Here is a 13586-nt window from a genome sequence, read left to right as displayed (position 1 = left end):
CTGCTCTACGGAATCTGTGCGGGCACCATGAGAACCTGAGAGGCAGAGCGGGGGTCGGCTACCGTAAGGGCATGCCGCAGCACTTCAGCATCGTCAAGCGACCCGACCACGCGATCGAATCCGTCGACAACGCCCTGCTGCTCATCGACCTCCTGCGCCGCCACCCACAGGACGGGGTGCGCGTGGCCGATGTCGCCGCCTACCTCGGCGTCGCTCCCTCGAGCGCGCACCGCCTGCTCTCGACCCTGCTCTACCGCGGATTCGTCACCCGCGGACCCGCCCGTCAGTACCGGCCGGGTCCGGCCCTCGGGGTGGCTGAGACCTCGGGCACCCAATCGGTGCCCGGTCTCGTACTCGAGGTCCTCGCGGCCCTGAGTGCCGAGACCGGGGAGACGGTGTCCCTGGTCCGGCGCCGAGGTGTGAGCGTCGAGTTCCTCACGACCGTCGAATCCCGGCAGCGGCTGCGCGTCGGCGAGCGCACGGGCACGGTGCTGCCGGCACGGCTGACCTCGGGCGGGAAGGCCCTGCTCGCGGCCCTCGACGACGCCTCGATCCGATCGCTCTACGCCGGCGGTCGCACCCCGGCCGAGCGCCTGGGCACCCCGGACCTGATGCGCCTGCTCACGGAGATGGCCGAGGTCCGCCGGGTCGGATACGCACTCAACCTCCGGCAGACTGAGGTCGACATCAGCGCGATCGGCGCTGCCGTGCCTCGGGCCGGAGGACTGCCGCCGCAGGACGCGGTCGCGCTCAGCTCTCCCGCGGTGCGCACCAGGCAGTTGACCTCGGAGGACTCGATCGACCATCTGCGCCGCGCCTGCGCTGAACTCGCACGGATCGCCGCCGACGGCGAGGACCGACCGGCGAAGACCGCGCCGGCCGAATCGGACGTGCCCGCCGAAGGGTGAGCCGGCCTGAGGCCCACACGCTCCCCGCACCTCAGATTCTGCTCTGCGGAATGTGCTCTCCACGCGCCCGTGTCCGGCGATAGCCTCGGCGCAGATTCGACACACCGGCCGAGGAGGTCCGATGACGCACCCGACACCGACGATGATCAACCCCGACCCGACGCCCGAGGAGGCCGCGGAGCTCAAGTCGATGTATCAGACCATGGCGGAGGCGAACATGATCCCGCTGTGGACGCAGCTCGACGAGCTCATGCCGCAGGTTCCCGCCTCGGCGGCCGTGGCCCACCGCTGGCAGTGGTCGACCCTGCTGCCCCTGGCCCAGCGCGCCGGCGACCTCGTGCCCGTCGGCCGTGGGGGAGAACGGCGCGCGATCGCCCTGGCCAACCCCGGCCTCGGCGGGGCCCCCTTCGCCACCCCGACGCTGTGGGCGGCGATCCAATACCTCGGCGGGCATGAGGTCGCCCCCGAACACCGCCACTCGCAGAACGCGTTCCGCTTCGTCGTCGAGGGCGAAGGCGTGTGGACGGTCGTCAACGGCGACCCGGTGCGCATGTCGCGTGGGGACTTCCTGCTCACCCCGGGCTGGAACTTCCACGGCCACCACAACGAGACCGACCAGCCGATGGCGTGGATCGACGGCCTCGACATCCCCTTCGTCCACTACGCCGACACCTCGTTCTTCGAGTTCGGCATCGACCGGGTCACCGACGAATCCACACCCGACATCTCACGTTCGGAACGGCTGTGGGGCCACCCGGGGCTGCGGCCGCTCTCGGGCCTGACGAACACCGTGAGCTCACCGATCGGCGCCTACCGGTGGGAGCACACGGATCGCGCGCTGACCGAACAGCTGCGCCTCGAGGACGAAGGCTTCCCCGCCACCGTCGGTCAGGGCCACGCCGCGATCCGCTACGTCAATCCGACGACCGGCGGCGACGTCATGCCCACCATCCGCGCCGAGTTCCACCGGCTCCGTCCCGGCACGAAGACCCCGGTGACCAGGAGCGTCGGCTCCGAGGTCGTCCAGGTATTCGAAGGCGCCGGCCGCATCCTCGTCGACGACCGCGTCTTCGACGTCGTCAAGGGCGACCTCGTCGTCATGCCCTCATGGTCGGCGGTGAGCATCGAGGCCGACACGCAGCTCGACCTCTTCGCCTTCAACGACCGCCCGATCATCGAAACCCTGAATTTTGCCCGCACCCACGTCGAAGGAGAACTCCGTTGAGACTCGCCACCATCGCCACCCCGTCCGGATCCCGCGCCGCCGTCCAGAACGGCGACGACTACGTCATCGTCGAGGACTTCGCCGACGTCGGAGCGCTGCTCACCGACGAGTACTGGACCCGCACCGCCGCCGAGGCGCTCGCCGCCGCGAGAACGACCGTGCCCGTCGCCGACGCCGAGGAGCTCCAGCTCATCACCCGCCCCGGCAAGATCGTGTGCGTCGGGCTCAACTACCGCAGCCACATCCTCGAGATGGGCCGTGACCTCCCCGCCTACCCGACCCTGTTCGCGAAGTTCGCCGAAACCCTGACCGGCCCGTTCGCCGATGTGCCCTTCGCCCCGGAGGATCCCGAGCTCGACTGGGAGGGCGAACTCGTCGTCGTCATCGGCAGCCGCATCCGCCGGGCGGACGAGGCTGAGGCCGCCGAGGCGATCGCCGGGTACACGATCGCCGACGACATCTCGATGCGCGGCTGGCAGTTCCGGACGAAGGAATGGCTGCAGGGCAAGATGTGGGAGGACTCGACTCCGCTGGGTCCCGTGCTCGCCACCGGGGATGACTTCGACCCCGCCGAGGCGGTGCTCACGACCTCCGTCAACGGCGAGGTCATGCAGCAGCATGCGATCGCCGACCTCGTGTTCTCCCCGGCCCACCTCGTCTCCTACATCTCGACGATGATCACGCTCGAGCCCGGCGACATCATCCTCACCGGTACTCCGGGAGGCGTCGGTCGCGCCCGTGACCCGCAGGTCTACCTCAAGGTCGGCGACGAGGTGAGCGTGTCGATCGACGGCATCGGGCAGATCTCCAACCGCATCGTCGACGCAGGCTGAGCCGATGGTCGCCAGGCACGATCTCACCACTGATCCCCGGCTGCGAGCCGAACTGCTCACCGTTCGCCGAGGCACGGCGTTCTTCGCCCGCAAGCTCGGCGAGCTCTCCGACACAGAGCTCGACGAGCCGAGCCTCCTGCCCGGGTGGTCGAGGCGGCACCTCATCGCCCACGTCGGGTACAACGCCCGTGCGCTCACCCGCCTCGTCCAGTGGGCGAACACCGGCGTCGAGACCCCGATGTACGACTCGCCGGAGGCCCGCGATGCCGAGATCGACTTCGGCGCGACCCTGCCGGCCCGTGCCCTGCGCCACCTCATCGAGCACGCCGCGATCAGCCTCGACGTCGAATGGCGCGACAGCCCCGATGACGCGTGGGAGGCCGTGGTGCGCACCGCGCAGGGCCGTGAGGTGCCGGCCAGGGAGACCGTGTGGATGCGCACCCGCGAGGTGTGGCTCCACGCGATCGATCTGGACAACGGGGCGGGCTTCGGCGACGTCCCCGAACCGGTGCTGGAACGGCTGCTCGCCGACATCACCGGAACGTGGCGGACTCGGGGGACCGATGCGGGCATCCTCGTCACGGTCGACGGCGCCGGCGACTCCGCGGTCGGCGACGACTCTGCCGGCGGCGTCTCGTTCGGAAGCACTTTCGTCGGCGACTCCCTCGGCGGCGCCACCGACGGTGATGCTGTGACCGTCGTCAGCGGCACCCTGCCCGAGCTCGTGCGCTGGGCCTCGGGACGCGGTGATGCCGGGGTGCGGACATCGACGGGTGCTGCCGTCCCCGCACCGAGGTGGTTGTGAGCAGATCCCGCAACTGTTAACGGCGAGGGGCTCACCAGCGGTGATGTGCACCGCAGGTGAGCCCCTCGTGATGTTCCGCCCTGATCCGGTGCGAGCACCGACTCGGCCCGCTACGGCCTCAGACCGGCCGGAGAGCCCTCAGCTCTCCGAGGTCTCCCGCCATGCGGCGACCTCGTCGCGGGCGAGCTGCGCGGCGAGACCGACGTAGCCTGCCGGGGTGAGCGCGGTGAGGCGCTGCGTCTCGTCCTCGGGCAGCCCGAGGCCTGCGACGAACTCCTGCAGATCCGCCTGGTGGATGCGCTTGCCGCGGGTGAGCTCCTTGAGCTTCTCGTACGGGTTCTCCATCCCCGGCACCCCCTGGAGGCCGGCGGCGCGCATGACCGACTGGATCGCCTCGCCGAGGACCTCCCAGTTCGTGTCGAGGTCGTGGGCGAGGGCATCCTCGTTGATCGCGAGCTGACCGAGCCCCTTGACGAGGTTGTTCAGGGCGAGCACCGAATGACCATAGGCGACGCCGATGTTGCGCTGCGAGGTCGAGTCCGTGAGGTCGCGCTGCATGCGCGAGGTCACCAGGGTCGCGGCGAGCGAATCGAGGAGCGCGGAGGAGAGCTCGAGGTTCGCCTCGGCGTTCTCGAAGCGGATCGGGTTGACCTTGTGCGGCATCGTCGAGGACCCGGTGGCACCGGCGACGGGGATCTGCTTGAAGTAGTTCATCGAGATGTAGGTCCACATGTCGGTCGCGAGGTTGTGCGCGATCCGGTTGAACCGGGAGATGTCGGCGAAGAGCTCGGCGTCCCAGTCGTGCGACTCGATCTGCGTGGTCAGCGGGTTGAAGGTCAGTCCAAGGCCGCCCTCGACGAAGGTGCGGGCGATCTGCGGCCAGTCCGCCCCGGGCACCGCGGCCAGGTGCGCGGAATACGTGCCGGTGGCGCCGTTGATCTTGCCGAGGAAGTCGGTCCGGGCGATCCGCTCGTACTGACGGCGCAGCCGGTGGACGAAGACCGCGAGCTCCTTGCCCATCGTCGTCGGCGTCGCCGGCTGACCATGCGTGTGGGCGAGCATGGGGACCTCGGCCAGGGCCTCGGCGGTCTCGGCGAGCGTGTCGATGAGGGCCTTCGCGCGCGGCAGCCACACCGCCTCGGTGGCGCCCTGGATGCCGAGGGCCCACGAGAGGTTGTTGATGTCCTCGGAGGTGCAGCAGAAGTGGACGAGCTCGGAGAGATCGTCCGCACCGATCTCCACTAGTGCGTCCTTGATTGTGTATTCGACGGCCTTGACATCGTGGACCGTGACCGCTTCGTGCGCGGCCAGGGTCGCGATCGTCTCCGCATCGAAGCCTTCGGCGAATGCGCGCAGGCCCGTCACCTCGTCGTCGGTGAGGCGGCGCACGCCCGGGATGACCGAGTTCTGCGCGAGGTGGATGAACCACTCGACCTCGACGCGGATGCGGTTGCGGTTGAGCGCTGCCTCGGAGAGGTGATCGACGAGGTCAGCGGTGTCCTTGCGGTAACGACCGTCGAGCGGTCCGAGAGCGATGGCGGGCGAGACTTCAGCAAGCGAAACGGTCGGCATGCCCTCATTTTCTCACGAGCCCGCACCCACCGGCGCACGGGTGAGCCGAACTCGGGGTCGCCTTCCTGTGGACGGCGCCGGGACTCGCGTGCTGGGACCCTGTGGACGCCCACACGGTATCCACAGGCCGAAAACCGCCTCTGGGCCCGACCGTGATCCCTTCCTAGCGTGGGGGTGACCAGGTGCGATCGGAGAGGAGACCGCGATGATCACCGACGAACTCGCCGCCAGCCGCGACGGATGGAGGCAGAGAGCGAACGAACTGCGGTCGCTGGCGAACGCCGCCCGCCGGATCGAGGGGTGGGACTCCCCGGCGGGACGCCTCCTCGTTGAGCGGCTGGCCTCCTGCGCCGAGGCGATCGGCGTGCTCGCCGACCGTGCCGACGACCTCGCCGAAGCCTACGACCTCCACCTCCAGGTCGTCTCCGTGGGCGGGAGGCTGCAGCTGTGAACGCCTCCGGTGTGCTCGGTGCCCAGTGGATCGTCGTCGACGTCGGACGGATCCTCCGGCTGCCCGACCGACTCCTGCGTCTGTGGCCCCGCGACCTCCTGCCCGCGGCAGCCTGCGACTCGGCACCCGGGCCTGCTGAGGCCTCCGCACCCGCGCCTGCTCCGGACTCAGCACCCCAGCCCGCTCCGGACTCAGCACCCGCCCGATCCGACCGACCGGATCCGGCTGCACGGTCGACGATGACGCGGGCGGCCGCCTCGGCGGGGATCACCGTGACGTCACCGACCGTCCCCGGCCCCGACGGACTTCCCGCCGAGGTGGTCCGACCCCGCGACCTCGACGTCCTCTCCGCGTGGCTGGCCGGATTCGCCGCCGAACTCAACCTCGCCCGGTCGCGGATCACCCTCGTCGTCGGGGCCGCACGGGAGGCCGTCCACCTCGAACTCGCGGTCGGCGAGGGCATGTGCCTGGCGATGCTCGCCCTGCGCGGGGCCGAGCTGGCGGACTTCGCGGGATTCCAGTTCCTCCGCCGCCTCGACCTCCCTGAGGTCGCCGCCGTCTGCGAGGACCTCTCGGACCTCATCGCCGGCGACTGCGTGCTCACGCTCAGCCGCCTCGGCGAGAGCGGGCGACCGGGGATGGAGTTCCTCAACCGGACGTCCGGGACGTGGTCGCGTCCCCTCCTCGAGCGCGACGAGAACGGGATGACCGTCGCGGGCATGGAGGAGATGCCCGACGGCGCGGTGAGGATGCTCATCGCCTCGATGCTCACCCGGCTCACCGTCGCCGAGGCGGTGCGACCATGATCGCGACGCGGTCCCGGGGCGGCGGGGTGGTGAGCATCGACGACCGCATCGATGTCAGCGGCGACGACCTCGAGCGCCTCGGCGCCCGGATCGGGGACCTCACCACCGCGGGACTCGCCGACGACTTCGACCTCGCCACCCTGCTCACCCAGGTGCCCGCCCCGCTCACCGCTCTCCGGCTCGATGCCGCCCGTCTCGAGTACCACGGGCAGCTCGCCCTCGTGATCGCCGAACTCGAAGGGACCGTGCTCGCGATCCGCGCCGCCGCGCTCGCCTACCGGAGCGCGGAGAAGGGAGTGAGCGAGGTCTTCGGCGGACTCCTCGACGGCTTCGGCTGGGTCACCGGTCGCCTCATCGCCATCAGCCTGCCCGTCGTCATCCCCGTCGCCATCGCCGTCGGGGTTCCCGCCTACGCCGGGTGGACGGTCCTCGACGCCACCGGGCTCGACGACGCCGTCGCGAAGCGCTTCGGCATCGACCTCTCCCAGACCGCAGCGCAGCTGAAGGAGGACTTCGTCGCCCTCGTCTTCGAGAACTCCGATGTCACCGGGGCCGTCATCGAACACGTGCTGCCCGGCATGGTCATCGGCTTCATGGGCCTGCCACCGGGTCTGCTCGACGTCGACTCGGACACGAAGCTGTGGCCCCACGATTCGGGTTCGATGACGGCGTGGGTGCTCGCCGCGGCGAACCTCGTCGGACTCCTCACCCCCTCCGAGGTCGAGGTCTGGAAGGCCGAGGGCATCACCCCGGCACATGAGAAGCCGCCGGCCGACGTCGCCGAACTCTACGACCGGGAGGCCGCCCAGCACCGCGGCGTCGATTCCGGACAGGTGCGCATCGAGGAGGTGAGATCCCCCGACGGGACCACCCGCTACATCGTCTACGTGCCCGCGACCACCGACTGGTCGCCCGAACCGGGGGAGAACACCACGGACCTGACGACGAACGTCCAGGGCATGGCCGGCAACGACACGGTCATGCGCGAGATGGTCAGGCAGGCGATCGCCGACGCCGGCATCGGCCCCGACGACGAGGTCATGCTCGTCGGCTACTCGCAGGGCGGGATCACCGCCGGATCGCTCGCCGCCGACCCGGCGTTCCTCGCCGAGGTCAACGTCACCGCCCTCGTCACGGTCGGCGCACCCGTCTCCGACTTCCCCATCGACGAGAGCATCGACGTCCTCTCGATCGAACACGAGCAGGATCTCGTGCCCGACCTCGACGGCAACGAGAACCCCGCGCGGGACAGCTGGTCGACGATCACCGTCGACTACGATCCCGACGAACTCCGGAAGGCGCCGAACCTCGCAGGCAAGTCCGATGCGGAACTCGACGCCATGTTCTCCTCGGCCGGCGACGCCCACTCCTCGGCGGCCTACTCCGCGTCGCTCGGCCTCATGGTCGCAGCCGGGAACCCCGGTCTCAGGAGATTCACGGACAGGAACGCCCGGTTCTTCTCCGGGGAGATCACGCAGACCAGGGACTACCAGGGCAAACGCAAGCGGACCTGACGCGGTCACGGGTGATCAGGGGACTGGCGGAGCCTGCTCACGGACTCCTCGGACGTGCGGTGGTCGGACTCCCAACCACCTCGGCGAGGATCGACAAAGCCCGCCGAAGACCTTTGGCGGATCACGCACAACCCCAGGTCACACCCCTAGGCTGACCACGACCGATGACCTGTCGGAGCCGCAGCGGGCGACGTGTCCGCTCGAGTCTGTCGACACACCGGTCCAGTGGCACGGCGTGAGGCGATTCGGTATCGTTGACATACCTGTGAATCGCATCACTCGAGGGTGAGTCCTCCCATCAGAGGTCCCACCCGCAGCACCCAGTCCGCCACTGGTCACCTCCGGTGGGTCGGACCTTGAACAAAGGAGAACTGAAATGACCTCGAACATTTCAGTAGGATCCGGGACTGCCCACAGTCAGTCCGCGGAGCCTCGGATGATTCAGATGCTCACCGAGGACGGCAACCGTGTCGCCTCGGGCGAGTACGACGCCTTCGCCGCAGAGCTCACCGACGAGGATCTGCGCGGGTTCTACCGGGACATGGTCCTCGTCCGCCGCGTCGATGCGGAGGGCGCAGCACTGCAGCGCCAGGGTCAGCTGGGCCTGTGGGCGCCGATGTTCGGCCAGGAGGCCGCTCAGATCGGCATGGGACGCGCAGCGCGCCCCCAGGACTTCGTCTTCCCCACCTACCGTGAGCACGGCCTCGCCTACACCCGCGGAGTCGAACCCGAAACCCTGCTCGGCATCTTCCGCGGCCAGAACCACGGCGGCTGGGATCCTCAGGACCACCGCTTCCACACGTACACGATCGTCATCGGCTCGCAGACGCTCCACGCCGCCGGCTACGCGATGGGTGTGGCGATGGACGGCGACGTCGGCACCGGCGACCTCGAGCGCGACACCGTGGCCATCGCGTGCTTCGGCGACGGCGCGACCTCGCAGGGCGACGTCTCCGAGGCGCTCACCTTCGCCGGCGCCTTCCACGCACCCGTCCTCTTCTTCTGCCAGAACAACCAGTGGGCGATCTCCGAGCCGACGAACGTCCAGACCCCGGCGCCGCTCTACCGTCGCGGTGAGGGCTTCGGTGTGCCCGGCATCCGCGTCGACGGCAACGACATCATCGCGATGTACGCCGTCGCCCGGGCCAGCCTCGACTCGGTGCGTGCGGGCAACGGCCCGATGCTCATCGAGGCCTACACGTACCGTCGCGGCGCGCACACCACAGCCGATGATCCGACGAAGTACCGTGACCGCGCCGAAGAGGAGATCTGGGCCGACCGCGATCCGATCACGCGTCTGCGCGCCTACCTCGAGAAGCACTCGGACACCGACGAGTCGTTCTTCGCGGAGGTCGACGCCGAAGCCGACACCCTGGCCGCGCGCATCCGCCACAACTGCATGACCATGGAAGATCCCGACGGCGTCGAGATGTTCGCCCATGTCACCTCCGAACCTCACCCTCTCGTCGATGAGGAACGTGCGGAATACCTCGCGTACCAGGCCTCATTCGCCGATGCAGGTGAGGCCTGATGGAGAAACTTCCGCTTTCCAAGGCGATCACAGCCGGTCTGCGCAAGGCCATGGAGGACGACCCGAAGGTCGTCCTCATTGGTGAGGACATCGGCAAGCTCGGCGGCGTCTTCCGCGTCACCGAGGGACTGCAGAAGGACTTCGGCCCGCAGCGTGTCATCGATGCGCCGCTGGCCGAGTCCGGCATCGTCGGCACCTCGATCGGCATGGCGATCCGCGGCTACCGGCCCGTCGTCGAGATCCAGTTCGACGCGTTCATCTTCCCCGCCTACGACCAGATCGTCACCCAGGTCGCGAAGCTCTACAACCGCACCCTGGGCAACGAGCGCATCCCGATGGTCATCCGCGTGCCCTACGGCGGCGGCATCGGCTCACCCGAGCATCACTCGGAGAGCCCGGAGACCGTCTTCGCCCATCATGCCGGTCTGCGGCTCATCAGTCCGTCGAACGCCAACGACGCGTACTGGATGATCCAGGACGCGATCAAGAGCGACGACCCGGTGATGTTCTTCGAACCCAAGCGCCGCTACTGGCAGCGCGGGGACGTCGACACCAGCCGCAGGGACCTGCCGATGCATGATGCGCGCGTCGTCTCCGAGGGCACCGACGTCACTCTCGTCGCCTACGGTCCGCTCATCCCGACCGCGCAGGACGTCGTCGCAGCGGCCGCCGAGGAGGGCAAGAGCGTCGAGCTCATCGACCTCCGCAGCCTCAACCCGATCGACTTCACGACGATCGAGAAGTCGGTGGCGAAGACGGGACGCCTCGTCGTCACGCATGAGGCCCCGACGTTCCTCGGACTCGGTTCGGAGATCGCCGCCCGCATCTCCGAACGCTGCTTCTTCAGCCTCGAGGCCCCGGTCATCCGCGTCGGCGGGTACCACACCCCGTACCCGGGTTCGCGGATGGAAGAGCACTACCTGCCCGACCTCGATCGCATCTTCGACGGTGTCGATCGGGCCCTGGCCTACTGACGTAAGGAGAGCAAGCATGGCAAACGAATTCCCTCTTCCCGACGTCGGCGAAGGCCTCACCGAGGCGGACATCGTGTCCTGGAAGGTCGCCCCCGGCGACGAGGTGACCGTCAACCAGATCCTCGTCGAGATCGAGACCGCGAAGTCCCTCGTCGAACTGCCCAGCCCGCAGGCCGGGACCGTCGGCGCCCTCCTCGTCGAGGAGGGTCAGACCGTCGAGGTCGGCACCCCGATCATCCGCTTCGGTGGTGCCGGTGACTCCGGCGCCGAGGCGGCCGAGACGATGCCTGCCCCCCATGCCGAAACGCAGGCGCCGGCTTCGGAGGGCGCCGATGCCGAAGGCGGAGCCACACTCGTCGGGTACGGCGCGAAGGCCGCCTCGTCGAAGCGCCGCCCCCGCAAGGGCGCGGCCGCGACTCCCGCTGCGGCGCCGGCTGCTGAGCCCGCTGCTGCTCAGGCTGCGGCACCGGCTGCTCCGGCTCCGGTCGCGGCACCAGCCGCACCGGCTCCGGCTCCGGCTCCGGCGGAGGCCACCTCGGCGAGTGCCGGCGGTACGGGTGCGAAGCCCCTGGCCAAGCCCCCGGTCCGCAAGCTCGCGAAGGACCTCGGCATCGACCTGGCCACGGTCACGGCGACCGGGTCGCGGGGCGAGGTCACTCGCGCCGACGTCCAGGCGGCAGCCGAGGGCACCGCGACGGCTGCGGTTCCTGCTGCCTCCGGGGCGACCGCCTCGGCGGGGGAGTCCGGGGAGCTCGAGGAGCGGATCCCGTTCAAGGGCGTGGTGAAGATGATGGCCAAGGCCATGGTCGACTCCGCGTTCACGATGCCCCACGTCACCGAGTTCCTCGACGTCGACGTCACCGAGACGATGGCGTTCGTCCGGCGGCTCAAGGCATCGAAGGTCCTCGGCGAGGACGTTCGCGTCTCCCCGCTGCTCATCGTCGCGAAGGCCGTCGCGTGGGCCGTGGCCCGCAACCCGCGGATCAACTCCTCGCTCGAGGGCGATGAGATCGTCGTGAAGAAGTACGTCAACCTCGGCATCGCCGCGGCGACCCCGCGTGGGCTCATCGTGCCCAACATCAAGAATGCGCACACGATGGGGCTGACGCAGCTCGCGCAGGGCATCCAGGACCTCACGGCCCTGGCCCGCTCGGGCAAGACCCCGCCGGCCGATCAGGCGGGTGGGACGATCACCGTCACGAACGTCGGCGTGTTCGGCGTCGATGCCGGTACGCCGATCATCAACCCTGGTGAGGCCGCCATCCTCGCGTTCGGGCAGGTGCGGAAGAAGCCGTGGGTCGTCGACGACGAGATCGTCCCGCGCGAGATCACGACCTTGTCGGTGAGCGCCGACCATCGGGTCGTCGACGGTGAGATCATCTCGAAGTTCCTCGCCGACGTCGGCCGCGGCCTCGAGGACCCCAGCGTCCTCCTCGCGTGAGCCTGCGCTGAGCTCGATTGACTGCTGAGGCCCGACCGCTGAGAACCGACTGCGCGCCGGATGGGATACCGTCCGGCGCGCAGTCGCGTGCGGGGCGTCTCCATGCAGAACGGCTCGGCCGCTCGCTTTTCGCTGCACGACGCTCTCCGGGACGTCGGGTGCTCGCGACTGGGCCCTCGAGCACAACGACTCCTCAGCGGCTTGTCCTACACGTGCACGGGTAGGACGAGCGGCTCCGGGGGCGTTGTGTGAAGCCAGAGGTGGTCTATGCGCCCCGACGTGGTTCATGCGGCTGGGGGTCGCTCGCGCGGTCTGCTGTCGGACCGGCCCCGGCACCCTACTTGTCGAGGTAGGCGCTGTTCTTCTCGGAGTACTCGCCGTCCTTGACCAGCCGCTTGGCGAGGCAGTGATCGCGATCGAGTCCCCACGCGCGGCACTGTTCGAGCGCAGGCTTGGAGTCCTTGTAGGGCGTATCGACGACGGTCACCCAGTAGTCGCCGGACTTGTAGGCCTTCCAGTCACCGCTGTAGATGAGGATCGAGCCCGGGTACTTGACCTGGTTCGCCTTGAATTCGTCGAGGATGTCCTGCGCCGACCATGTCTTCCCATCGGCCTCGATGCCGACCTTCTTCGCGCTCACCTGCGTCACCCATTGGCCCTCGAGAGCAGAGGCCTTCGACGCATCCGACTGGACGAAGCCGTTGAGTTCGTCTTCGGGAGAGGATGAGGGGCGGACGAGTTCGTCGCTCGGCGACGGTGCCTGGGAGGTCGCCTCGCCGCCGACGTCGACGGGCACGGTGCCCGAATCGGGAGCCAGCCACCGGGCACCGAAGAACGCGAGCAGCGCGAGGACCATGAGGATCGCGAGGACGACGACTGTGACTTTGAGGCCGGTCCGCTTCGGCCCGACCGCCGGTGCCTGACCCGACTCGGGTCCGCCCGGCCCGACACCGCTGGGACTCGTCCCGTAGCCTGCACCGTATCCATAGCCCGAGGACCCATAGCCCGAGGCTGAGCTCGAACCATATCCACCGACCGCACCGAAACCGCCGGAATCGGTCGACCCAGACGGTCCGCCGCCTCGGCGAGGACCCGAACGACCACCCGAACGACCACCCGAACCGCGGGAACCCTCGGACTCGCGTGCCTCGCGCGCGCCCGCGTGGAGGTGATCCTGGAACGGGGAGCTGCCGGCCGGGGCGAAGACGTTGGCCCGCCGGGTCTGCGAAACGGGGAAGTCGCCCGTGTGGCGTTCGATGTACTCGTAGTACGTCGAACGATCGAACTCGGCATCGGCCGGGTTCGCGTCACGATCCGATCCCTGCGGCCGAGCCTGAGCGCCCCGGCCGGATCGATCGGTCGGTTCCCAGTCGTCACTGGTCGCGGGACGGATGCGCGGCCTCGGTGGAACGTCGCTCATCTGCCCTCCAGAGTGCCGGATATGGTGGCAGTCATCTTCTTACCTTGGCACGAGTTCGGTGGGTCTTCAACACGGTTCGCGCGCCCCGATGAGCCTTACACCTGCA

12 protein-coding genes are annotated in these 13586 nt (G+C 69.1%); 10 read left to right on the top strand and 2 right to left on the bottom strand.

The annotated features are described in order from the left end of the window. The first annotated feature begins 71 nt into the window (after positions 1-71). From AACX88_RS01785 to AACX88_RS01770, 4 genes are all read left to right on the top strand, one after another. Positions 72-908, top strand: a complete 837-nt coding sequence (locus AACX88_RS01785) for an IclR family transcriptional regulator (RefSeq protein WP_339391379.1) — start codon at positions 72-74, stop codon at positions 906-908. A gap of 121 nt (positions 909-1029) precedes the next feature. Continuing rightward, positions 1030-2133, top strand: coding sequence for a cupin domain-containing protein (locus AACX88_RS01780; RefSeq protein WP_339391378.1), 1104 nt, complete (start codon positions 1030-1032; stop codon positions 2131-2133). Further along, positions 2130-2966: a fumarylacetoacetate hydrolase family protein gene (locus AACX88_RS01775; protein WP_339391377.1), complete on the top strand. Its 837-nt coding sequence runs from the start codon at positions 2130-2132 to the stop codon at positions 2964-2966. Before AACX88_RS01780 ends, AACX88_RS01775 begins: the two co-directional genes overlap by 4 nt. A gap of 4 nt (positions 2967-2970) precedes the next feature. After that, entirely contained in the window at positions 2971-3771 is an 801-nt protein-coding gene (locus AACX88_RS01770; RefSeq protein WP_339391376.1) for a maleylpyruvate isomerase family mycothiol-dependent enzyme, read from the top strand. A 138-nt stretch (positions 3772-3909) separates the two neighbouring features. On the opposite strand, the gene purB is transcribed toward AACX88_RS01770, so the two are convergent. Next, a complete protein-coding gene (gene purB, locus AACX88_RS01765; RefSeq protein WP_339391375.1) occupies positions 3910-5343 on the bottom strand; it encodes an adenylosuccinate lyase in 1434 nt (477 codons plus the stop codon). Between the two features lie 205 nt (positions 5344-5548). Here purB and AACX88_RS01760 point away from each other — a divergent pair, with 205 nt between their 5' ends. The 6 genes from AACX88_RS01760 to AACX88_RS01735 all read left to right on the top strand — a co-directional run bounded on the left by AACX88_RS01760 (position 5549) and on the right by AACX88_RS01735 (position 12060). Beyond that, positions 5549-5794 (top strand): hypothetical protein, encoded by a 246-nt coding sequence (locus AACX88_RS01760; protein WP_339391374.1) that lies wholly within the window; start codon positions 5549-5551, stop codon positions 5792-5794. Further along, the gene (locus tag AACX88_RS01755; RefSeq protein ID WP_339391373.1) at positions 5791-6600 is read left to right on the top strand and encodes a hypothetical protein; all 810 of its coding nucleotides are present in this window, start codon (positions 5791-5793) and stop codon (positions 6598-6600) included. Before AACX88_RS01760 ends, AACX88_RS01755 begins: the two co-directional genes overlap by 4 nt. Next, positions 6597-8114, top strand: a complete 1518-nt coding sequence (locus AACX88_RS01750; RefSeq protein WP_339391372.1) for a hypothetical protein — start codon at positions 6597-6599, stop codon at positions 8112-8114. Before AACX88_RS01755 ends, AACX88_RS01750 begins: the two co-directional genes overlap by 4 nt. A 436-nt stretch (positions 8115-8550) precedes the next feature. Then, positions 8551-9645: a pyruvate dehydrogenase (acetyl-transferring) E1 component subunit alpha gene (gene pdhA / locus AACX88_RS01745; protein ID WP_339391371.1), complete on the top strand. Its 1095-nt coding sequence runs from the start codon at positions 8551-8553 to the stop codon at positions 9643-9645. Further along, complete coding sequence (locus AACX88_RS01740) at positions 9645-10619, top strand: alpha-ketoacid dehydrogenase subunit beta (protein ID WP_339391370.1); 975 nt, start codon at positions 9645-9647, stop codon at positions 10617-10619. The genes pdhA and AACX88_RS01740 overlap by 1 nt, the downstream gene beginning before the upstream one ends. A 16-nt stretch (positions 10620-10635) precedes the next feature. Beyond that, positions 10636-12060, top strand: coding sequence for a dihydrolipoamide acetyltransferase family protein (locus AACX88_RS01735; RefSeq protein WP_339391369.1), 1425 nt, complete (start codon positions 10636-10638; stop codon positions 12058-12060). A 337-nt stretch (positions 12061-12397) separates the two neighbouring features. Here the strand turns inward: AACX88_RS01735 and AACX88_RS01730 are convergent, their stop codons facing one another. After that, the gene (locus AACX88_RS01730; protein ID WP_339391368.1) at positions 12398-13480 is read right to left on the bottom strand and encodes a protein kinase; all 1083 of its coding nucleotides are present in this window, start codon (positions 13478-13480) and stop codon (positions 12398-12400) included. Positions 13481-13586 lie beyond the last annotated feature (106 nt).

The organism is Brevibacterium metallidurans (assembly GCF_037101285.1).
Taxonomy (GTDB): domain Bacteria; phylum Actinomycetota; class Actinomycetes; order Actinomycetales; family Brevibacteriaceae; genus Brevibacterium; species Brevibacterium metallidurans.
Note: the sequence above shows the minus strand (reverse complement) of the source record. Positions and strands in the feature narration are given on the sequence as shown.

Excerpts from the sequence above, each read along its gene's own strand:
- AACX88_RS01785 (WP_339391379.1), top strand. The coding sequence starts at position 72 with ATGCCGCAGCACTTCAGCATCGTCAAGCGACCCGACCACGCGATCGAA.
- AACX88_RS01780 (WP_339391378.1), top strand. The coding sequence starts at position 1,030 with ATGACGCACCCGACACCGACGATGATCAACCCCGACCCGACGCCCGAG.
- AACX88_RS01770 (WP_339391376.1), top strand. The coding sequence starts at position 2,971 with ATGGTCGCCAGGCACGATCTCACCACTGATCCCCGGCTGCGAGCCGAA.
- purB (WP_339391375.1), bottom strand. The coding sequence starts at position 5,343 with ATGCCGACCGTTTCGCTTGCTGAAGTCTCGCCCGCCATCGCTCTCGGA.
- AACX88_RS01760 (WP_339391374.1), top strand. The coding sequence starts at position 5,549 with ATGATCACCGACGAACTCGCCGCCAGCCGCGACGGATGGAGGCAGAGA.
- AACX88_RS01750 (WP_339391372.1), top strand. The coding sequence starts at position 6,597 with ATGATCGCGACGCGGTCCCGGGGCGGCGGGGTGGTGAGCATCGACGAC.
- pdhA (WP_339391371.1), top strand. The coding sequence starts at position 8,551 with ATGATTCAGATGCTCACCGAGGACGGCAACCGTGTCGCCTCGGGCGAG.
- AACX88_RS01740 (WP_339391370.1), top strand. The coding sequence starts at position 9,645 with ATGGAGAAACTTCCGCTTTCCAAGGCGATCACAGCCGGTCTGCGCAAG.
- AACX88_RS01735 (WP_339391369.1), top strand. The coding sequence starts at position 10,636 with ATGGCAAACGAATTCCCTCTTCCCGACGTCGGCGAAGGCCTCACCGAG.
- AACX88_RS01730 (WP_339391368.1), bottom strand. The coding sequence starts at position 13,480 with ATGAGCGACGTTCCACCGAGGCCGCGCATCCGTCCCGCGACCAGTGAC.